The sequence below is a fragment of the Alistipes megaguti genome, assembly GCF_944320325.1.
Classification (GTDB): Bacteria; Bacteroidota; Bacteroidia; order Bacteroidales; family Rikenellaceae; genus Alistipes; species Alistipes megaguti.
The window spans coordinates 1-21,627 of record NZ_CALUHA010000032.1 but is presented as its reverse complement, the minus strand read 5'-3'; the positions used below and the strand labels follow the sequence as shown (position 1 = coordinate 21,627).

General features: G+C 59.6%; 14 protein-coding genes. 10 read left to right on the top strand and 4 right to left on the bottom strand.

Features of this window, described 5'->3' with window-relative positions; genetic code table 11:
- Nucleotides 1–8: 8 nt before the first annotated feature.
- The 6 genes from PUQ42_RS08460 (at nt 9) to PUQ42_RS08435 (ending at nt 6,744) form a co-directional block, all read left to right on the top strand.
- Complete coding sequence (locus PUQ42_RS08460; protein WP_273372958.1) at nt 9–515, top strand: ECF transporter S component; 507 nt, start codon at nt 9–11, stop codon at nt 513–515.
- Nucleotides 516–517: 2 nt separating this feature from the next.
- The gene (locus PUQ42_RS08455; RefSeq protein ID WP_273372957.1) at nt 518–1,501 is read left to right on the top strand and encodes a DUF362 domain-containing protein; all 984 of its coding nucleotides are present in this window, start codon (nt 518–520) and stop codon (nt 1,499–1,501) included.
- Between the two features lie 4 nt (nt 1,502–1,505).
- A complete protein-coding gene (locus tag PUQ42_RS08450; RefSeq protein WP_273372955.1) occupies nt 1,506–1,685 on the top strand; it encodes a hypothetical protein in 180 nt (59 codons plus the stop codon).
- A gap of 199 nt (nt 1,686–1,884) precedes the next feature.
- On the top strand, nt 1,885–2,472 hold the full coding sequence (locus PUQ42_RS08445; protein WP_273372953.1) for a DUF2284 domain-containing protein: 588 nt from the start codon (nt 1,885–1,887) through the stop codon (nt 2,470–2,472).
- Nucleotides 2,469–4,193: a tetratricopeptide repeat protein gene (locus PUQ42_RS08440; RefSeq protein WP_273372951.1), complete on the top strand. Its 1,725-nt coding sequence runs from the start codon at nt 2,469–2,471 to the stop codon at nt 4,191–4,193. Before PUQ42_RS08445 ends, PUQ42_RS08440 begins: the two co-directional genes overlap by 4 nt.
- 229 nt (nt 4,194–4,422) lie before the next feature.
- Nucleotides 4,423–6,744, top strand: a complete 2,322-nt coding sequence (locus tag PUQ42_RS08435) for an outer membrane beta-barrel family protein (protein ID WP_273372949.1) — start codon at nt 4,423–4,425, stop codon at nt 6,742–6,744.
- Nucleotides 6,745–6,830: 86 nt separating this feature from the next.
- Here PUQ42_RS08435 and xylE read toward each other — a convergent pair whose 3' ends face one another.
- The 4 genes from xylE to PUQ42_RS08415 form a co-directional block, all read right to left on the bottom strand.
- The gene (gene xylE, locus PUQ42_RS08430; protein ID WP_273372947.1) at nt 6,831–8,249 is read right to left on the bottom strand and encodes a D-xylose transporter XylE; all 1,419 of its coding nucleotides are present in this window, start codon (nt 8,247–8,249) and stop codon (nt 6,831–6,833) included.
- Nucleotides 8,250–8,475: 226 nt separating this feature from the next.
- Entirely contained in the window at nt 8,476–9,789 is a 1,314-nt protein-coding gene (gene xylA / locus PUQ42_RS08425) for a xylose isomerase (RefSeq protein WP_273372944.1), read from the bottom strand.
- A 25-nt stretch (nt 9,790–9,814) separates the two neighbouring features.
- Nucleotides 9,815–11,299: a xylulokinase gene (locus PUQ42_RS08420; RefSeq protein WP_273372943.1), complete on the bottom strand. Its 1,485-nt coding sequence runs from the start codon at nt 11,297–11,299 to the stop codon at nt 9,815–9,817.
- A gap of 92 nt (nt 11,300–11,391) precedes the next feature.
- Nucleotides 11,392–11,997, bottom strand: a complete 606-nt coding sequence (locus PUQ42_RS08415; RefSeq protein WP_273372941.1) for an NUDIX hydrolase — start codon at nt 11,995–11,997, stop codon at nt 11,392–11,394.
- Between the two features lie 887 nt (nt 11,998–12,884).
- On the opposite strand from PUQ42_RS08415, the gene PUQ42_RS08410 reads away from it, so the two are divergent.
- From PUQ42_RS08410 to PUQ42_RS08395, 4 genes are read left to right on the top strand one after another with little or no spacing between them, the layout of a single operon-like run.
- Entirely contained in the window at nt 12,885–16,136 is a 3,252-nt protein-coding gene (locus PUQ42_RS08410) for a SusC/RagA family TonB-linked outer membrane protein (RefSeq protein WP_273372939.1), read from the top strand.
- A gap of 13 nt (nt 16,137–16,149) precedes the next feature.
- Nucleotides 16,150–17,625 carry a RagB/SusD family nutrient uptake outer membrane protein gene (locus tag PUQ42_RS08405; RefSeq protein ID WP_273372938.1) on the top strand — a complete coding sequence of 492 codons (1,476 nt, stop codon included), beginning with the start codon at nt 16,150–16,152 and terminating at the stop codon, nt 17,623–17,625.
- Nucleotides 17,626–17,644: 19 nt separating this feature from the next.
- A complete protein-coding gene (locus tag PUQ42_RS08400) occupies nt 17,645–18,610 on the top strand; it encodes a hypothetical protein (protein ID WP_273372937.1) in 966 nt (321 codons plus the stop codon).
- A gap of 33 nt (nt 18,611–18,643) precedes the next feature.
- Nucleotides 18,644–21,226: a zinc-dependent metalloprotease gene (locus PUQ42_RS08395; RefSeq protein WP_273372935.1), complete on the top strand. Its 2,583-nt coding sequence runs from the start codon at nt 18,644–18,646 to the stop codon at nt 21,224–21,226.
- Nucleotides 21,227–21,627: the final 401 nt, after the last annotated feature.

The window sequence follows — 21,627 nt, the reverse complement described above, 5'->3', positions numbered from 1 at the left end:
AATAAGATATGACAACCAACTCTGTTACACTTCATTCGCTGGAGTACAAGGATGCTCGGACCTATTGGGTCGCAGCATTGTTCATCGTGGGCAACATCGCCCTGCCGCAGTTGTGCCATCTGCTGCCGGCCGGCGGTCCGACGCTGCTGCCGATCTACTTCTTTACGCTCGTGGCCGCCTACAAGTACGGCTGGAAGGTCGGCGTGCTGACCGCCGTAGCTTCGCCGCTGGTCAACGCACTCCTGTTCGCCATGCCCGCACCGGCCGTGCTGCCGGCCATCCTCACCAAGTCGCTGCTGCTCGCCGCCGCAGCCGGCTTTGCTGCCCGCCGCTTCGACCGGGTATCGCTCTGGATGCTGCTCGCCGTGGTGCTCTTCTATCAGGTGGTCGGCTCGGCCGCCGAATGGGCCTACACCGGCAGTCTGGCCGCCGCACTGCAGGATTTCCGCATCGGAATCCCCGGCATGCTGCTGCAAATCCTCGGCGGATACCTCTTCATCAAATACCTCAAATAGCCATGATTCGGAAGATCTGTATGTTGACGCTTCTCCTGCAGTTTGCGGCCGCAGGTTCCGGCTGCGCTGCCTCGCCCGAAAAGAAGGAGGGGACAAAGGCCCCCGCCAAGGTCTACATGACGCGCGACATCTCGCCCGAAGGGCTCAGGGCCGTCTACGAAGCCCTCGGCCGCAAGGCCTCGGGCAAGAAGATCGCCGTGAAACTCTCGACCGGTGAACCCGGCGGCAACAACTACCTCAAACCCGCCCTGATCGGCGATCTGGTCCGCTCGATGGGCGCCACGATCGTCGAGTGCAACACCGCCTACGGCGGAGGCCGCGCCTCGACGGCCGACCATCTGAAGGCCGCCGCCGACCACGGATTCACGGCCATCGCCCCGGTCGACATCATGGATGCCGAAGGTGAGGTGCGGCTGCCCGTCGAAGGGGGCCGACACCTGGCCTACGATATCGTCGGCTCACACTTCATGGACTACGACTTCGTGGTTGTCCTTTCACACTTCAAGGGCCACGCCATGGGCGGGTTCGGCGGCGCCATCAAGAACATCTCGATCGGCATCGCCTCCTCGGCCGGCAAGGCCTGGATCCACTCGGCCGGCAAGACCACCGATCTGAACAAGGTCTGGGGCGATCTGCCCGCGCAGGACGACTTCCTGGAGTCGATGGCCGAGGCCGCCAAGGCCATCGTCGACCACTGCGGCGACCGCATCCTCTACATCAGCGTGATGAACAACCTCTCGGTCGACTGCGACTGCGACTCCAATCCCGAACCGCCCCGCATGGGCGACATCGGCATCCTCGCCTCGCTGGATCCCGTAGCGCTGGACAAGGCGTGTGTCGATCTGGTCTATGCCTCGGAGGATGAGGGCAAGGTTCATCTGATCGAGCGCATGGAGTCGCGCCACGGCATCCACACCCTCGAACATGCCGAGGAGCTGGGGATCGGTTCGCAGCAGTACGAACTGGTCGATCTGGACAAAAAGTAGGGGAGTGTCCCCGCTTCAGGAAGACTGCGCTTCGGGAAGAGATTCCGGAGCACTGGAGGGTGTCCCCCTCGGCAATCGGGCCGAACAGGCCCGTTACGCCCTGCTCCGGGCCGAAGCATCAACTCGCGCCGGACTCGACGCGGACAACGATTCGCTGCTGCGCATCGGCGATGTCTACCGCTGAAACGCAAGGCGGAGCCCCTCCCGGGATGGGAACGGCAACGCTTCTCCGGAGGCTGTCGGAAAGCCATCGAATCCTGAACACCACGTTGCGAAACCTCAGGCAGATCCCGTACTGCCTGAGGTCTTTTTTTGAGAATGGCGATCGACAAAATTTCCGGCCGGGAAGTCCCTGACTCCCGGCTTTTTCGTATCTTTGCCCTATGAACGCCTCTCCGGAATACACCTCGCGGGACTATACCGTCTCGCTGCCCGCCGATGAATACATCGCCGTCTATCGCGATGCCCGGCGATTTGCGGCCTGCTGCCGCGCCTGCCCCAACTACGGCCGCAGCTGGGCCTGTCCGCCCTTCGACTTCGACATGGAGGAGTACCTCTCGGGATACCGCACGGCACTGATCTTCGCCACGAAGGTCACGCCGCTACAGAGCGGAATGCTCCTCTCGGAGACCGAACGGCTGCTGCGTCCCGAGCGGGTGCGCCACGAACGGATGCTGCTTGATCTGGAGCAGCGCTTCGGCGGCCGTGCCTTTGCCTACGCCGGGCGGTGTCTCTACTGTCCGGAGGGGAGCTGCACGCGGCCGGAAGGCCGGCCGTGCCGCCATCCGGAGTGGGTGAGGCCCTCGCTCGAAGCGTGCGGATTCGATCTCGGCCGCACGACCGAAGAGCTGATGGGCATTCCGCTGCGATGGGGCGAGGGGGACCGGATGCCGGAGTACCTGACGCTGGTGAGCGGATTCTTCCACAACGCCGGGCAGATCGATCTGACGAAATTTCAGCAGGAGCGATGAGCGGAAGAGGACTGGCAGGGTGGATGCTGATCGTCGCGGCACTCGCGGCCACGGCCTGCACGACGCCCCGGAAAAAGGCGGAGTGGCAGGTCGACAACTTTCTGGCGGTCGAACACCCCGACAGTGCACGCCGGCTTCTCCAACGGATCGATCCCGAAGGGCTCAGCCGCGACGACCGGGCCCGATGGACGCTGATCTCGGGACTGGCGGAGGTTGCATCGGGCGATACACTGGCAGGGCAGCAGCATCTCATGCGGGGAATCGGCTATTTCGACCGTCACGGTTCGGCGGGCGAACGGGCCGTGGCGTGGTACACCTACGCCCAGGCGCACGTCAAGACGGGCAACCTCGAGGAGGGAATCCGCGGCTACACCCAGGCGGCGATTCTGGCCGAAGAGGCCCTGGCTGCCGGACAGTCCGACGATTCGCTGCGGCGGGGGACCGAGACGCTGCTCGTGGCCGTCTACCACACGCTGGGACTGCTCTATTTCGAACAGGGATACGATGCCGTAGAGCCCTTCGCGAAGGCCGTCGAGGCCGCCCGTGCCAACGGCAACACGGAGCAGGAGGGATACAGCCGATTCATGCTGGCCTCGTCGTACTGTGCCAACGGGGATTACACGAAGGCCGTCGAGACACTCGAGCCGCTGGTCAAGGCGGCCGACACCATTCAGTTTCGCTACTTCGCCCAGCAAATCCGCCTGCAGAATCTCATCTTCCACACCTATCTCGACGACTGGACCCCCGAGCAGCTGCTGGAGGCCCGCAAGGGAATCGACCTCGAGGTGATCCGCCGTGCGCCGCTTTCGTACGGCTCGGCCTCGTCGGAGGATACCGGGCGGTCGTTCTACGACGTGGCCTCGGCCATCATCTTCCAGCGCGACGGCCAGCTCGATTCGGCCCGCCGCTACATCGAGGAGTCGCTGGCCGACCGGGAGACGTTCCATCAGGGAGATGTCGGGCTGTTCGACCTGGCTGCCGAAATCTACCACGACCGGGGCGACGACGCCCGGGCCTACGACTACATGAGACGGTATGTCACGGTGAAGGATTCGCTCTTCGAGGTGCAGCGCGGGGCGCAGGTGGCCGAACTCGAACGACGGTTCCGTACGGCCAACGAGGTGGCGCTGCGCGAGGCATCGCTGCGCTACCGGGTATGGATTACGGTGCTGGCGGCGGCGTTGGTCGTCGTGGCGGCCGGAACGGTCGTCGTGGCCTACCGCCGCAAATTGCGCCGCCGCGACGAGCAGCTCAGCGAGTCGCTGGCCCTCGTCGACTCCTACCGCGAGTCGCACGACAGCCTCACCTCACGGCTCGACGCCTCCAATGCCCGCGAGGCGGCCGTCAAACGGCTGCTGGAGGGGCGTATGGCCGCCGTGCGCGATATCGCCGCCACGTATTATACCTATGGCGAGGGCGAACGGTTGATGGCCAAGATGCGCGATCTGGCGCTGAGTCCCGCCATGTTGGCCGATGTGGTCGACATGGCTGACCTCTACAGCGACCGGGCCGTGACGCGTCTGCGCCAAGAGTTTCCCGGCTGGACGGAGCGGAACTACGACTTCGCGGCGCTGGTCATTGCCGGATTCACTCCGCAGGAGATCTGCGTCATGCTCGACATGTCGCTCAACGGCGTCTACACCCTCAAGTCGAAACTCAAACGCCGCATTACCGACTCTTCGGCCACAGACCGCGACCGGCTGCTCGGGTTCTTCGCCTGAGAGAGGGGGAGTGAGGCACGGAACTCCCACCGAAAAGGGGTGGGCTGCAAGTCGGGAAAGGGCTTGTGCGCCCAAGCAAGGGGTCGCAGGCATCAAGCAAGAAATTTCGGAATATTACCTCTGCAAATCAACAAGTTACAATCCTAAAAACAAGATTTCATCCGCACCGGAAAGGTCCTTTCACGCGTAATTTTGCGATACGAAGCCACGCTTCGAAAATCGTAAAATCATGAAATCCGACCTTTGCCGTACCCTTTTGATTCCGGTGGTGATTCTGCTGACCCTCACCGCCGCCAAAGCCCAAACCGCCGTCCGGCCGAACGCCCCGGCCAATGCCGTGATCCGCGGTCGCCTGGTCGATGCGTCGGATGCCCCGGTCGCCGGAGCGGCCGTCGTGCTGTTCAACCTCGACTCGGTCTATCTGGATGCCGTCGCCTCGGGGGCGGACGGACGGTTCGAGCTCCACTCCGCCGTGCGTCCCTACCGGTTGCAGATTCAGCACCTCGCCTACAAAATGCGCGCGATCGAGTCCGACCGGGCGGATCTGGGCACGATCCGACTCGAAGAGGAGACCACGAAGGTCGATGCCGTAGTGGTTCAGGGCGAGCGCCCCGTCGTGAAGGTTGAGCAGGGACGGCTCTCGTACGACCTCGGACGGCTGATCGAAGGGCAGGCCGTCAACAACGCCTATGAGGCCCTGACGCGGCTGCCGGGTGTTACGGAGCAGGAGGGTGCGCTGACCCTGGCCGGAGCCTCGTCCGTCACGGTGATCCTGAACGGACGCCCCTCGACGATGACCGCCGAGCAGCTGGCCACGCTGCTGCGTTCGACGCCGATCGACCGGGTGGAAAAGACCGAGGTGATGTACAGCACCCCGCCGCAGTACCACGTCCGCGGGGCGGCGATCAACGTCGTGTTGCGCCGCAGCCACGAGACGGCCTTCTCGGGCGAAGTCCACGCCAACTACACGAACCGCTGGTACGATACCTACGATGCCGGAGGAAATTTCGTCCTCACGTCGCCCCGATGGTCGGCCGACGTCACCTACTCGGCCGCCCGGAGCAAGGAGTTGTCGAGTTTCGACCTGCGTTCGCTGCACACCTTCGAGGAGCGGCAGTACGACATTCGGCAGGATGAATGGATGACTGACGAGGGGTGGAGCCATCAGCTCCGGGCTGCCGTCGAGTATGCTCCGAAGCAGCGGGGACGCCTGAGCGCCGCCTACACCGCCTCCTTTGCCCCAAATATCGACGGCCTCTCCCATTCGACGGGAAGCTACGTCGAGTCGCTCTCGAAGAAGTTGAGCGACCGGTCGCTGCACAATCTCGCGCTGCGCTACACCTCGGCATTCGGGCTCGATCTCGGGGTCGACTACACCCATTACAACAACCCCGAACAGTCGCGGCTCGAAAACCGCTATACCGACCGGGAGGCGACGGCCTTCGATGTCGGTTCGGGACAGCGCATCGACCGGCTGAACGTGACGGCCGACGAGCGTCATACCTTCACGTCGGGCTGGGAACTGACGGCCGGCGGGGCCTTTGCCTTTGCCCGTTCGCACGACTGGCAGCATTACACCGTTCTGGAAGGTGCGCCCGCAACCTCGGACACCGACGCACGCCTCGACGAATATACCGGAAATCTCTATGCCGGCTTCGGACGGCAGTTCGGACACGTGAGCTTCTCGGCCTCGCTCGCCGGGGAGTATTACCGGCTGGGCAACTACGAGAACTGGTCGTTGTATCCGCAGGCGTCGCTGAACTGGATGCCCTCCGAACGGCATATCCTCCAGCTGAACTTCTCGTCGGACAAGGCGTATCCCTCGTATTGGGAGATGCAGGGGGCCGTCTCCTACATCGACGGCTATTCGGAGATCCACGGCACGTCGGGACTCCGCCCCTCGCGCAGCTATGAGGCGCAGGCCGTCTACATCTACCGTCAGAAATACATCTTCGTCCTCTTCTGGAACGAGCGCCCCGACTACTTCGTGCAGACCGCCTGGCAGGCCTCCGACCGGCTGGCGCTGATCTACCAGTCGCTCAACTGGAACTTCAACCGGCAATGGGGCGCCAACGTCGTCCTTCCGTTCCGAATCGGACGGTGGCTCGACTCGCGGCTGACACTTACGGGGATGCGGATGCGGCAACGATGTGATCGGTTCCACGACATGTCGTTCGACCGCTCGAAGTGGGTCGGCATCGCCCGTCTCGTGAACACCTTCCACCTGAGCCGCAAACCCACCATCGACCTCGAGGTGAACGGATTCTTCCAGTCGGGGGCCATTCAGGGGACCTTCGACATCGAACCGCTCGGATCGGCCGATGCCGCCCTGAAGTGGAGCTTCGACCGGGGCCGCGCAACACTCTCGGCACGCTGCAACGACCTGTTCAACAGCGGTATGCCCAACACAAAGGTCCGCTACCGCGGGCAGTGGCTCGACATGGGAGCGCTTCGTCACATGCGCACCACGACCGTCCACTTCTCCTACCGTTTCGGCGGCTACAAGGAGCGCAGGCACCAGAAGGTCGACACCTCGCGATTCGGGCATTGACCGGCGCACGAGGAGCGCGAACAATAAAAGAGGCCACGATCTCGGATCGTGACCTCTTTTCCGTCGAAGACGGCAACTTCCCGGAATCAGGATCGGCGCCAGAGAGCCGACATCTGCTCGAGGGTCTTGCCCTTGGTTTCGGGAACCCAGCGCCATACGAAGAGGGCCGACAGCAGCGACATGAAGGCATAGATGCAGTAGGTGCCGCCGACACTCCAGCCGCACAGCGAGGGGAAGGTCGCCGAAACCAGGAAATTCGAGATCCACTGTGCCGCCACGGCCACGGCTACGGCCTGCGACCGGATCGTATTGGGGAAGATCTCCGAAATGAGCACCCAGCAGATCGGGCCCCACGACATCATGAACGAGGCCGTATAGAGAATGATGAAAATCAGGGCCGCAATACCGATCGAATCGGTGAACGACAGCGCGGCAAGTGCCGCCATGCCGATCATCATGCCCGTCGAACCGATCATCAGCAGCGGCTTGCGCCCCACACGGTCGACCGTGAAGATCGCCACCACCGTGAAGAGAATGTTGACCACCCCCATGACAACGGTCTGCAGCATCGAGGCATCCCCCGAAAAGCCCATGTTGGCGAAGATCCGCGGTGCATAGTAGAGGACGACGTTGATGCCGATGGCCTGCTGGAAGAACGACAGCAGAATGCCGATCACGATAACGGTCACACCGTAGGAAAAGAGACGTTCACGCCGTTCGTGGACCGTGGATTTGATCTCGGCAAGGACCGTACGGGCCTCGGCCGTACCGTTGATGCGTTCGAGCACCGCGAAGGCCTTCGCGTCCTTGCCCTTGAGGGCCAGGAAGCGCGGCGTCTCCGGAACGAGCAGGATCAGCAGCAGGAATGCCCCCGCAGGATAGGCCTCCGAGAGGAACATCCGCCGCCAGCCAATCTCGACCATAGCTGTCTGGATCGCTTCAGCCGTCTCGCCGAGGTTGTTGCGGATCAGGTAGTTGACGAAATAGACCACCAGCATGCCGAAGATGATGGCGAACTGGTTGCACGAGACGAGGGTTCCGCGGATCCGGGCCGGTGAGATCTCGGCGATGTACATCGGGCAGAGGGCCGAAGCCAGCCCGACACCCACACCTCCGATGATGCGGTAGATGTTGAACAAGACGAGCAGCGGCAGCGAAGCCTCGCCGTAGGGCAGGATCCCGCTCTCGGGCCACCACGACCCTACGGCCGAGAGGAAGAAGAGGATGGCCGCCACGATCAGCGAACGCTTGCGGCCCAGGCGCGAAGCCAGCACGCCCGAGATCGCACCGCCGATGACGCAGCCGACCAGGGCGCTCGAGGCCGTGAAGCCGTGCAGCCACGAGGTATAGGTGAAATCGGTTGCCGTGCGGAAGAACTGGTCAAGCGCCTGCTCGGCACCCGAGATCACCGCCGTATCGTAACCGAAAAGCAATCCTCCGATGATCGCCACCAGGACGATCGAAAAGAGGTAGGTGCGGCTGCCGTTTGATGGGGTTGATGTCATATAAGGGGTTTTAGGTTGTTTTCAGGAGAGCGGCCCGGGTGACGGCCGCGGTCTTTTCTCAAACCGTCCGCAGGGATTCCGCCATGAATCGGAACGGCCGGCAAGAGGTTCGTCGAGGCCCGTTTCCGGAAACGGGGCTCCCTCCGCCGACTGCCGGTCGCGGCTGTCGACGAAGGGTGCATTCCGTTCATCAAACGGGAATCCGACGGTTCGGATCCACTCGGAATCAGATATAAAGGTTGATGAGCGTCTCGTAGAGCTCCTGATGGCCGCTGCGCTGCACGGGTTCGTGCGTGCGGGCATACTCAGCCACCTGCTCCAGCGTGAGACGGCCCTCCTCGAAGGCCTTGCCCTCGCCCGAATCATACGAAGCGTAACGCTCCTTGAGCATCTTCTCGTAGGGCGAGTGGTCGAGGATGTCGGCCGCAATCAGCAGCGCCCGCGCCATGGTATCCATACCCGAAATATGGGCGATGAAGATATCCTCCAGGTCGGTCGAGTTGCGGCGCGTCTTGGCGTCGAAGTTCGTGCCGCCGCCCTGCAGACCGCCTCCACGCAGAATGACCATCATGGCCTGCACCAGCTCGTAGAGATCCACCGGGAACTGGTCCGTATCCCAACCGTTCTGGTAATCGCCGCGGTTGGCGTCGATCGACCCGAGCATGCCGGCGTCGACGGCGCACTGCAGTTCGTGTTCGAACGTGTGGCCGGCCAGCGTGGCGTGGTTCACCTCGATGTTGACCTTGAAATCCTTGTCCAGACCGTGTGCGCGCAGGAAGCCGATCACCGTCTCCGTGTCGACGTCGTACTGGTGCTTCATCGGCTCCATGGGTTTCGGCTCGACAAGGAATGTCCCCTTGAAACCCTTCGCACGGGCGTAGTCGCGTGCCATGCGCAGCATCGTGGCCATGTGCTCCTTCTCGCGCTTCATGTCGGTGTTCAGCAGCGACATGTAGCCCTCGCGGCCGCCCCAGAAGACGTAGCAGTCGCCGCCCAGTTCGATCGTTGCGTCGAGGGCGTTCTTGATCTGCAGCATCGCACGGGCCGCAGCGTCGAAATCGGGATTCGTCGAAGCGCCGTTCATGTAGCGGGCGTGGCCGAAGACGTTGGCCGTACCCCACAGCAGCTTGATGCCCGTCTCGGCCTGCTTCTGCTTGGCATAGGCCACGATCTCCTTCAGATTCTTTTCGTACTCCTCGGCTGTGGCGGCTTCGTCGACCAGGTCGACGTCGTGGAAGCAGTAGTACTCGATGCCCATCTTCTGCATGAACTCGAAGCCGGCATCCATCTTGGCCTTGGCCCGCTCGATGGGGTCCTGCGCCTCGTTCCACGGGAACTTCTTCGTGCCGACGCCGAACTGATCGCTGCCCTCGGCACAGAGCGTATGCCACCATGCCATCGAGAAGCGGAACCAGTCCTTCATCTTGCGGCCGCGGACGACTCGCTCGGGTTCATAGTAGTGGAATGCCATCGGATTCTTCGAATCCTTGCCCTCAAAGGGGATCTTTCCCACCGTGGGAAAATAACTTTTTGTTGCCATTGTTCAGGTGTTTTATCGTTTACTCCTATTTGTTGAGTTTCATATCGACGGCGGCCTTCCAGGCGCGATAGGTCGTCTCCAGAGCCTCCCGGTCGGCCTCGACGGGCTCGATCGTCTCCAGCCGCCGCAACGAGGCAAAAGCTTCCTCGCGCGTGCGGTAATATCCGGCTCCGAGCGCCGCGCCGCGGGCCGCACCCAGCGCACCGTCCGTATTGAAAAGCTCGATGCGGGCTCCAGTCAGGGTCGCCAGCGTCTGCCGGAAAAGCGGCGAAAGAAAAAGATTGGCCGCTCCGGCACGGATCACGTCCGGCCTGAGGCCCAACGTGCGCATGATGTCGATTCCGTAGCGGAACGAGCAGGCGATGCCCTCCTGCGCGGCACGCAACAGATGGGCCGTCGTATGGCGGTTCAGATCGAGGTTCAGGATGGCAGCACCCGTCGTGCGGTTGCCCAGGACGCGTTCGGCCCCGTTGCCGAAGGGAAGCACCACAACGCCCTCCGATCCGGCCGGAACACTCGCCGCAAGCCGGTTCATCTCCTCGTAGTCGAGCCGCTGCTGCACCACGTGACGCCGCAGCCACGAGTTCATGATCCCCGTACCGTTGATGCAGAGCAGGATCCCGTAGCGGGGTTTTTCAGGCGTATGGTTCACGTGCACGAAGGTGTTGACGCGCGACTGCGGATCGGCCTTCGGCGTGTCCGTCACACCGTAGACAACGCCGCTCGTGCCGCCCGTGGCAGCCACCTCGCCTGCCTCCAGCACGTTGAGCGAAAAGGCGTTGTTCGGCTGGTCGCCCGCGCGGTACGAGATCGGGGTACCGGCCGGGATTCCCAGCAGGCGCTCCGTCGCGGCGTCGGTCTCGCACTGCACGCCGATCGACGGACCCGCTTCGGGAATCATCGCGTGCGGAATGCCGTACCAGTCGGCCACGAAATCCGCCCGACGATCCTCCTTGAAGTCCCAGAGGATCTGCTCCGAGAGTCCGCTGATGCTTGTCGACAGGTGTCCCGAAAGACGGTAGGCGATGTAGTCGCCCGGCAGCACGAAACGGTCGATCCGCGCGAAGAGTTCGGGTTCGTGACGCTTGACCCAGGCCAGTTTCGAGGCCGTGAAGTTGCCCGGCGAATTGAGCGTATGACTCAGACAGCGGTCGCGGCCGATCCCTTCGAGCGCCTCCTCGCCGATTCCGACGGCCCGCGAATCGCACCAGATGATCGACTTGCGAAGCGGGTGCCCCTCCCGGTCGAGGCACACCAGCCCGTGCATCTGATAGGTGATGCCCACCGCAACGACCTCGCGCAGCGGATGCCCGGCGCCGATCTGACGGATCCCCTCGCAGACGTAGTGCCACCACATCTCGGGATCCTGTTCGGCCCAACCCGCCTGCAGGGCCTCGATGGGCATCTCCTGCGCGGGGTTCGCGGCCGAAGCCACACACTCGCCCGTCTCAATCTCCAGCAGCGACACCTTTACCGATGACGAGCCGATATCGATTCCCAAACTTTTCATGACAGTCCGTTCCGTTGTTTCCGTATCGCGGTCGGCATTCGTGCCGTCCCGCCTCAGCGCCCCGTCCGCTCATCGGCCGATGACGCCTCCGATCAATATTTCCAGTTGTTGATGAATCCCAGTTTCAGCTTCTCCTTGACGGCCTTCTTGTAGGCATTCTTATTGAAGGTATAGTATTGAGCCGGCTTGTGCGCCACTCCCTGTTCCTTCTCCGAGGTGGGGGTCAGAAAACCCGAGGCCAGAATCTTCTTCCGAAAATTGCGGTTGTCGATCTCGATGCCCAACACGGCGCTGTAGAGATTCTGCAGCGCCCGAATCGTGAATTTGCGCGGCAGCAGTTCGAAGGCCACCGGCGACTGCAGCATCTCGCGGCACAAGTGACGCAGGGCGGCCGAAAGAATCTGCTTATGATCCATGGCCAACCGCTGGATCGCATCCACATCGACCCATTGCGCACCTTTGGCCGTCGTATAGGCGATCGTGCGGCTGTCGAGCTTCACCAGGGCATAGTAACCCACCGTTACCACCCGCTCGCTGCGAATCCCGTGATAACGGTTGATCCACTCCAGCTCTTCGCCGCTCACTCGCTTCGGATCGGAGAAGATCTCCATCTGTTTCAAATAGACATTGCGGAGTCCCGTTGCCTCCTCCAAAACCCGGTAGGCCGCTTCGGGCAGCGTCTCGTTTTCGAGGATCATCGCTCCGGGCAGTTTCAACGGATCGAGATGCGCACGGACATCAGACCGGTTCGAAGAAACGACACAGCACATTGAATAACAGCACATTATGCGTAGAAAGAGTGCAATCCGAATATCCGGTCACGCGACAGATAACCGAAATACGGCTCCGCATGCGGTTTTTCCGCCCGTCGGTCTGCCGCAAATACTCACGGACGGGATTTACCCTTAACGTCAGTGCAGGCATAAGCTCCCGGGCGTACGTCGCCGGCAGCCACCGGGTCCGGCTCATTACACATGCTGGCACGGACAGGCCGCAAAGGCCCGAGAACTCCATATTGAAGCAGATTTGAACATTTTTTTACCGTTTTTTTACATTGCATCTTTTTTTTTAGATATATTTCACTATATTTGTTGCACGACACCATTTGACGGAGAGATCACTTCTCCCAACCGTGACGGTTTTATCGGGAAAAGTTCTCAACCGAATGCAAACGAACAACACCTCACTACTCTATGCCTTATTTGTTGCAGAACGTTTTACACTCAGTTTTGCCGAAGAACCATACAGGTTGCTTCGTCTTCTCCGGACACAAGCCCGGACAGGAGTGTCAGGTCCATTCCTCACTCGACTCCCTCTGGCGAGTGATCATCGCTCCTTATAAATAAACCCCTGCCACATAAATCCGGCCCCACATGCCGGATTTGAAAAAAGATATACCGTAAGCGTACGCGGTACATCTCTTCCTTTTATTATACACATCCTTAAAATATCTGCCATTTGAAACATTTTTCCACTAACTAAAAACGAAAGACAATGAAGAAAGCGTGTGTGGAATTCATCTCGTCCATATGCCGGCGTACAGGTATGATGCTGGTCGTGGGGGGGGGGAATTTTTGCCCTGACGATGGTGAATTTGTCCGGCTTTGCTCAGAGCAAGGACCCGGCAGTAGCTAACGGTACGGTCGTCGACCAAAACGGGAAACCCATGGCCGGTGTGGCCATCATTGTCAAGGGGACCAATATCGGTACGACCACCGATGCCAGCGGCAAGTACGAGCTCGACATTCTGAACAACAAGAATGCGATTCTGGTATTCTCCATGCTGGGCATGAAGAAGCAGGAGATCCCCTACAAAAACAACCTTCCGCTCCGGGTTGTCATGGAGGAAAATGCCGAAAGCGTCGATGAAGTCGTGGTGACCGGTTACCAGGAGATCGACAAACGGCAGCTCTCCAGTTCCATTGTCTCGATCAAGGGCAGCGACCTGGTGGGTGGTGCCCAGATCTCGCTCGACCGCATGCTGGTGGGCCGTCTGCCGGGTGTGGCCGTCACGGGCATGACCTCGACTCCGGGTGCCGCTCCGAAGATCCGCATCCGCGGACACAGCTCCATCACCGGTAACCGCGAACCGGTCTGGGTGCTCGACGGAATCATCCTCGAAGAGCCGGTCAACATCTCGGCCGAAGAGCTGAACAGCCCCGACTACGTGAACCTGATCGGTAACGCCATCGGGTCGATCAACCCCGAGGACATCGAACGGGTCGACATTCTGAAGGATGCCTCCGCCACGGCCATCTACGGTATCAAGGCCGCCAACGGCGTGATCGTGGTCACGACCAAGAAGGGTACCAAGGGTGCCCCCCAGGTCAACTACACCACGACGCTGACCGTCACCACGCCTCCGACCTACAACAAGATGTTCCGCATGAACTCCGCCGACCGAATCGACATGTCGATCGAAATGCAGGAGCGGGGTCTGGAATTCTCCTCCTCGACCGCCCTGGATGTGGGCTACGAGGGTGCTCTGCGAAAACTGTGGAACCGCGAAATCACCTATCCGGAGTTCCTGGCCCAGGTCAACACCCTGCGGACCAACAACACGGACTGGTACGGCGAACTCTTCCGCACCTCGTTCAGCCATCAGCACTCGATCTCGGTTTCGGGCGGTAACGACAAGAGCGACTACTACTTCTCGGGCGGTTATGCCAACGATCAAAGTGTGACCATCGGCGAGGATGTGGACCGCTACACGGCCATGATCAAACTCAACACGCAGCTGGCCCGCACGCTGAAGGTGGGCTTCAAGCTGTCGGGATCGATGTCCGAGACGGAGCGTCCCCACACCTCCGTGGACATGTATCAGTACGCCTACAACACCTCGCGCGCCATTCCGCTCTACAACCCCGACGGGTCCCGCTCGTTCTACACCGGAGGCCTCGGCTACGAAGGCGCCAAACTTCCCTACAACATCCTGAACGAAATCGACCACGGCGGATACAACAACACCAACAGCAGCGTGGCGCTGAACGTCAACCTCGATTGGGACATCGCCTCGTGGATCAGATATTCGACCGTTCTGGGCCTCTCGCGCAACATCAACGAGCAGCAGACCTGGGCCGACGACCAGAGTTACTATGTCTCGCAAATGCGCGGACTTCCCTACGGAAGCATCATCCCGCTGCCGGAAGAGGATGCGAAATACGCCCGGGAGCAGTCGCTGCCCTACGGCGGTGAACTCATCAGCGAAACGACCTCCAACAGCACCTACACGTGGCGAAACAGCGTATCGCTGTTCAAGAACTTCGGCAAGCACGAACTCTCGGCCAACCTGGGTCACGAGGTCCGCTCGTCGAAATACGACGGCGTGAAGAGCACCCAGTACGGTTATCTGCCCGACCGAGGCAAGAAATTCGTCGACATCGACCCGACGCAGTGGCCCGCCTATGCCAAACTCATCCGGAACCATCCCGACGTGATCCGCGATACGAAGGACAACGTCCTCTCGTTCTATGCGACGGCCACCTACGCCTACGACAGCCGCTACATCTTCAATTTCAACATCCGTACCGACGGTTCGAACAAGTTCGGTCAGGACCCCAGCGTACGCTTCCTGCCCATCTGGTCGGTTTCGGGCCGCTGGAACATCGCCAACGAGAAATTCTTCAAGCCGCTCTACAGCGTCATCAACGACCTGTCGATCCGCGGATCGTACGGTATCCAGGGTAACGTCCACCCGGACCAGGTGCCCAATCTGATCACCTCGCTCGGCTCGCTGGACGCCATGACGCAGGAATACATCGCCCTGCTGTCGAAATACCCCAACACGAAGCTGCGCTGGGAAAAGACCGACTCGTACAACCTGGCCGTTGATTTCGCCCTGTTCAACAACCGCATCTACGGTTCGTTCGACTACTACTACAAGAAGGGTAAGGATCAGGTCATCCAGAAGACCCTGGCCCCCTCGACCGGAGCCGACTACGTGGCCATCAACGAGGGCGACGTGCTGAACAAGGGTTGGGACATGTCCGTATCGTTCGTACCGGTTCAGACCAAGGACTGGACGTGGCACATCTCGCTCAACACGGGTAAGAACTACAACAAGGTGCTCAATGCCGGTGAGGACCAGTCCATCACCTGGAGCGACTTCATCAGCGGTTCGCTCGTTGTCAACGGTTCGGCCCTGAACAGCTTCTACTCCTACCGTTTCAACAAGCTCAACAGCGAAGGTTATCCCACCTTCTTCGGCACCGAGCAGAAGGATGGGGAGGGCAATGCCCTGGTTCACTCGCAGCAGGAGGCCTTCGACCGCGTATTCGCCTACAGCGGCAAGCGCGATCCGGATCTGACCGGAGGTATCTCGACCTACGTCCGCTTCAAGCGTCTGACGTTCAACTGCCTCTTCTCGTTCAGCCTCGGCAACAAGGTGCGTCTGAACGACCTCTACGAGTCGGCCGGACAGTCGCTGCCGAATCCGGACCAGAACATGTCCAGCGAGTTCGTCAACCGTTGGAGAAAGCCCGGCGACGAGAACTTCACCAACATTCCCGTGCTTTCGCAGGAGGATCTCCAGATCCGCGACAACGATGTCCTGTACCGTTACGCCAACAACATGTGGGACATGTACAACAAGAGCGACCTGCGTGTGGTTTCGGGCAACTACCTGCGCTGCCGCTCCATGTCGCTGCGCTACGACTTCAACCCCGAGCTGCTGAGAAAGATCTACATCAAGGGCGCCAGCATCAGCTTCGACGCCGGGAACGTGTTCGTAATCAAATCCAAGGACCTGCAGGGTCGTGACCCGGAACAGCTGGAGCTGGGATCGCGCACCGTACCGCCGCAGCGGAGCTATTCCTTACGTTTGAGTATAACCTTCTAAGACGACCTGAAAGATGAAAAAAATAGTGTTATTCACCGCGTTGATCGGAATGCTCTCGTCCTGCAGCAAATTCATGGAGGAGAGCTCGCAGGACCTGATGGTGCCTAAATCCGTCAAAGACTACAAGGAGTTTCTCTATGGCGAAGGATTGAAAAACGGAACCGATCTGACGCCCTATCTGGAGCTGATGACCGACGATGTCGCCGACATTGTCGACGACGGCTGCCCCATCTCCAACGACTGGCGCGAAAAGATGTGGGGCTACTACACCTGGCAGCAAAACCCCGAGCTGGATCGACTGAACACCCAGCAGAGCGACAAGGCCTGGGACACCTATTACCACAAGGTCCTGATCGCCAACATCATCATTGATGCCGTTCCCGACATGGAAGGCAGCGACGCCGAAAAGGAGGACATCTACGGCGAGGCCTACTTCCTGCGCGCCCTGAGCTACTACATGCTGGTCAACCTCTATGGCCTGCCCTACAACGAGGCCACTGCCGGAGAGGCCATGGGTGTACCGATCAACCTGGCCCCGACCATTCAGGACGAGCAGTTCCGCCGCTCGTCGGTGGCCAACGTCTACTCCCAGATCGAATCGGACCTCAATGCCTCAATCCAGCACTTCAAACAGGCCGGACTCGAAAAGAGCATCTTCCGTCCCAATCTGGCGACCTCCTACCTGTTGGCATCGCGGGTTTCGCTGATCAAGAAGCAGTGGGATCGCACGATCCGCTATGCCGACTCCGTGGAGATGTCCACGACGGCCAGACTGATGGACATGAAGAGCGAGAACATCGGAGAGAAGACCTTCCTGAGCCGGGTGAATCCCGAACTGCTCTTCTCCTACGGCGGCTACGATCTGGACAACAACATCAAATACGAAAGCGGATGGGCAGCGGCCTATTCCAGCGCTCCGGGGCTGACCGACCTCTACGCCAAGGGAACAAAGGAAGAGGGCAGCGACGTGGTGAAGGGACGAGACCTCCGTCTGGATAACTTCTACCGGGAGGTTACCTGCTGGAACAAAGCCAAGAAATACCAATGCCCCTACAAATTCTATACGGGATCCTACAACATCTATCCGCAGGTATTCCGGCTGGCCGAAGCCTATCTGAACCGAGCCGAAGCCTATGCCGAAAGCGGCCAGCTGGACAAGGCCATTGCCGACCTGAACGCCCTGCGTGAGAAGCGATTCACGTCGGACTACGAACTGGCCGCCAATCAGCAGAAGGAGCAGGTCATCACCCTTGTGCGGAATGAGCGCCGCATGGAGCTGGCCTTTGAAGGCTTCCGCTGGTTCGACCTCCGCCGCTGGGGCTGCCCGCGCATCGAACACCTGTATACCGACATCAACAATCCGACCTCGGGTCAAACGTACGTTCTGGAAGAGGGCAGCATCTCCTATACGCTGCCGATTCCCAAATCGGAGTTGGACAAGAACCTGGTGATCGAGAACATCATCCGGCCGGAAAACAATCCGCAATAATCTCAAACACGAAACGACCATGAAAAAAATAGCAGTATTATTCTGTACGGCATTGGCCCTCCTGCTCGGCTCCTGCGAAAAGGAGGAGGCCCTTCATGTCGACCCCATCGGGCCGAAATACAACCTTGAGGACGATCCGAACGACCCGATCCAGCATTTCATCTACGAAACATACCGCGATTTCGGCATCGTCGTCATCACGAACCCGACGGAAGCCGACTATGCCTACAACTTCACCAACAAGAACCGGCTGAACCTGGTGGCTCCGCCCCAGGATCCCGCGGTGATTCAGGCCGGCCTTGCCTTCATCAAGAAGAATTTCCTGGATCTGTACAGTGCCGAGTTCAAGAAACAGAACATGCCCTTCACGCTGGTGATGGCCAAAAGCATCGTCAATGAATCGCATGGAGGTTCGGCCGCTGTCGACGCCTACGCCAGCACCGGCATGATCGCCATCTCGCACATCGACGAAAACATCGGATCGCTCAGCGACGAGCAGGCCAAAGCCTACAAGGCCGCCATCAACGCCTGTTTCTGGAGCTCATACATGGGCACTGTCCGCAACATGTTCTCCGTTCCCGAGGAGTTCTACCAGGTGAGCGGCGGCGAGAGCGGCAGCGAAGGAGATTACGGGAAATACGTCAGCGATTCCAAATTTGAGTTTAACTTGGATACTTTCGAATACGACATCCCGAATCCTAACTATAAAGTGCCGGAGCCTGCCGACTGGTACAAACTGGGATTTGTCGATGTGGTGGATTTCAATATAACCGAAAATCCGGATTATCCCAATTACGACGGATACTACTACACGACCCCGAATGCGACGGAGGATCTGTCGCTGTGGACCAACTTCATCTTCGCCACCTCGAGCAGCGAGATCGAGACCCTGTGCAAGACCTACGAACGGATCCAGCAGAAATACGAGATCCTGAAGAAGGCGCTCGAAGATGCCGGATGCGATCTTTCGCTGATCACGCAATAAAGGCCGAAAACCATTTTTAACACCAAGAATACCATGCACAAACTACTCCATGTTGCCCTGATCGCTCTGCTGATCTGTGCAGCGGGTCCCGCTGAGGCTCGGGCCGGTCTCTTCAAATCGAAGAAGAAAAAAGCAGCCAAGGAACAGCTGGCCGCCGAAAAAAGCGACTCGACCGAGAACAAAGGGAAGAAAGCCTACGAGAAACTGCTCAAGGATGCCAAAACCTACAAGGGCATGTTCAATGTCCATGTGGTGAAGGACAAGTACTATTTCGAGATTCCGAAGAACATCCTCCATCGCGACTACCTGCTGGCTTCGCGCGTAAGCAGCATCAGCAACAACAAGGACATCGCGGCCGGACAGATGCCCCGGAGCCCGATCCACATCACCTTCTCGGCCGACGAGAAGAATGTCTACATCCACAAGAAGCGGACGACGACCGAATGCGATACGACGTCGAACATGTACCAGGCCTTCGTGAGGAACTACATCGACCCGATCTGGAACGCATACAAGATCGAAGCCATGAATCCCGACTCGACGGCGTATGTGATCGACATCACGGATCTGTTCGTGGGCGATGTTCCCGAGTTGAGTCCTTTCCGGGAGTCGAACATCTGGGACGTGCTGATGCGCAAGAAGCCGCTGACGGGCTCACTCTCCTCCTCGAAATCGTCGATCATCGGGGTGAAGACCTTCCCGCAGAACATCAACATCAAGAGCCAGCTCACCTACAATGCCGACGGCGCCTTCACGGCCACGCTGACGCGTAACATCATCATGCTGCCCGAGACGCCGATGCGGCCCCGGTACTACGACCCGCGTGTCGGCTACTTTGCCGAGAGCCGGAACCGCTACACGGAGGAGGAAGACGGCATCAAGGAGTACGAAATCATCAACCGCTGGAATATCCAGCCCAAACCCGAGGATCTGGAGCGATACAAGCGGGGCGAACTGGTCGAACCGGCCAAGCCGATCGTCTACTACGTGGATCCGGCCATCCCCGAGAAGTGGCGCAAATACATCAAACTGGGAATCGAGGACTGGCAGAAGGCTTTCGAGGCGATCGGCTTCAAGAATGCCATCGTCGCACGCGATTATCCGACCGATGATCCCGACTTCGATCCGGACGACATCCGCTACAGCTGCTACCGCATGATCACCACGCCGACCCAGAACTCGATGGGACCCTCGTGGATCGACCCCCGTTCGGGAGAGATCATCCAGGGTGACGTGCTCTTCTATTCGAACATCGTGCGGCTGCTGCACGACTGGCGTTTCGTCCAGACGGGCGCCGTGGATCCGGATGTGCGCAAAGCCGTCTTCTCGGACGAGCTGATGGGCAGTTCGCTGCGTTACGTAGCGGCCCACGAAATCGGGCATACGCTGGGTCTGGCCCACAACTTCGGAGCCTCGCATGCCTTCCCGGTTGATTCGCTGCGTTCGCCCTCGTTCACCCAGAAATACGGAACAACGCCCTCCATCATGGACTACACCCGTTACAACTACGTGGCCCAGCCGGGCGACAAGGAGCGCGGTGTATGCCTGACGCCGCCCGATCTGGGAGTCTACGACATCTATGCGATCAAGTGGGGCTACAAGCCGATCTTCGACGCCGCAACCCCCGAAGACGAGCGCGAGACGCTCGACCTCTGGATCCGGGAGAAGGCCGGGGACCCGATGTACAAGTTCGGACCCCAGCCCTTCATCAACGAATATGACCCGGCCTGCAAGGCCGAGGACCTGGGAGACAACTCCGTCAAGGCCTCGGAATACGGCATCAAGAACCTGAAGGTCATCATGAAGAACCTGAACGAGTGGACCAAGGAGAAGGATCCGGACTACACCCGTCTGTTCGAGACCTACAAGCAGGTTTGGCAGCAGATGCAGCGTTATCTGATGCACGTCTCCGTTTCGCTGGGCGGCATCTACAGCGAGATGCCGGTACGCAACGACGGCGGGCAACCCGTTCTGCATTTCGCCCCGAAAGAGGAGCAGAAGGCGGCTCTGGATTTCATCTTCACGACGCTGGAGGAGCTGCCCGAATGGGCGTTCGATCCTTCGGTCACCAAATTCACGGGACCGTACTACTCGGCCGCAACGCTTCAGGATGTCATGGTTTACCGGATGTTCTTCATGAATATCTCTTCGAGCCTGCTGCTCTTCGAACAGCTCGATCCGGAGAATGCCTACACCTATTCCGAGTTCATGGATGATCTCTACAACCGAATCTGGAAACGGACCCTTCGCCGTCAGAAACTGACGCCGGCAGACCGGACCTTCCAGCGGGCCTATGTGGAGAAGATTCTGGATTCGAACGGACTGCTGAAACAAAACGGAGGGATGCCGGATTCATTTGCAGGAATCGGGGATAGCGAAATCTCCAAGCAGCTCGTAACCGATCCGGGTCAGGTGGTGATGACCGACAAGGGGATCACCTATGAACTGAACGTCATGGCGGAGACCAAGGCCATGAAGAATCCGATCTTCTACAAGAAGATGATGGACACCTACACGTTGCTCAAGCAGGTACAGAATACGGGCGATGCATCGACCCGTGCCCACTACCAGAGTCTTCTGTTCATGATGAAACAGAAGATGGAACACGGCAACTGATTTCCACCATCCGGCTTTTCATTCAGGGGCTGCATCACACACGGCGATGCGGCCCCTGAGATTTTTATCGGACCGAAGAGGCAGACTGCTGCGGGATCTCCCGGCACCGGAATTATAAAAAACCGGGATGACAACGATCTGTAAGTGCTGATGAAGGGTGAGGCGTCGCCGAAAAGAGGGTCGGAGCCAGGGTAGGGACACCAATGCATGCACGAGCCGGGAAATGTCGATCCGGGCGAGTTTTTCGAAATTGTCTCATAAAAATCTGCGAGATCTTCGTTTTTCCCCGAATTAGCACGTATCTTTGAGATCGAAAAAACAAACGGCCATGAAAACCAATCGGGAAGAGATTCTGCAAAATGCCCTGCAACTCTTTATGTCGAAGAATTACGAGGGAGTCA

Bases quoted from the DNA above. Each gene is read 5' to 3' on its own strand.
- PUQ42_RS08460 (WP_273372958.1), top strand. From the start codon at position 9: ATGACAACCAACTCTGTTACACTTCATTCGCTGGAGTACAAGGATGCT.
- PUQ42_RS08455 (WP_273372957.1), top strand. From the start codon at position 518: ATGATTCGGAAGATCTGTATGTTGACGCTTCTCCTGCAGTTTGCGGCC.
- PUQ42_RS08445 (WP_273372953.1), top strand. From the start codon at position 1,885: ATGAACGCCTCTCCGGAATACACCTCGCGGGACTATACCGTCTCGCTG.
- PUQ42_RS08440 (WP_273372951.1), top strand. From the start codon at position 2,469: ATGAGCGGAAGAGGACTGGCAGGGTGGATGCTGATCGTCGCGGCACTC.
- PUQ42_RS08435 (WP_273372949.1), top strand. From the start codon at position 4,423: ATGAAATCCGACCTTTGCCGTACCCTTTTGATTCCGGTGGTGATTCTG.
- xylE (WP_273372947.1), bottom strand. From the start codon at position 8,249: ATGACATCAACCCCATCAAACGGCAGCCGCACCTACCTCTTTTCGATC.
- xylA (WP_273372944.1), bottom strand. From the start codon at position 9,789: ATGGCAACAAAAAGTTATTTTCCCACGGTGGGAAAGATCCCCTTTGAG.
- PUQ42_RS08420 (WP_273372943.1), bottom strand. From the start codon at position 11,299: ATGAAAAGTTTGGGAATCGATATCGGCTCGTCATCGGTAAAGGTGTCG.
- PUQ42_RS08415 (WP_273372941.1), bottom strand. From the start codon at position 11,997: ATGATCCTCGAAAACGAGACGCTGCCCGAAGCGGCCTACCGGGTTTTG.
- PUQ42_RS08410 (WP_273372939.1), top strand. From the start codon at position 12,885: ATGGTGAATTTGTCCGGCTTTGCTCAGAGCAAGGACCCGGCAGTAGCT.
- PUQ42_RS08405 (WP_273372938.1), top strand. From the start codon at position 16,150: ATGAAAAAAATAGTGTTATTCACCGCGTTGATCGGAATGCTCTCGTCC.
- PUQ42_RS08400 (WP_273372937.1), top strand. From the start codon at position 17,645: ATGAAAAAAATAGCAGTATTATTCTGTACGGCATTGGCCCTCCTGCTC.
- PUQ42_RS08395 (WP_273372935.1), top strand. From the start codon at position 18,644: ATGCACAAACTACTCCATGTTGCCCTGATCGCTCTGCTGATCTGTGCA.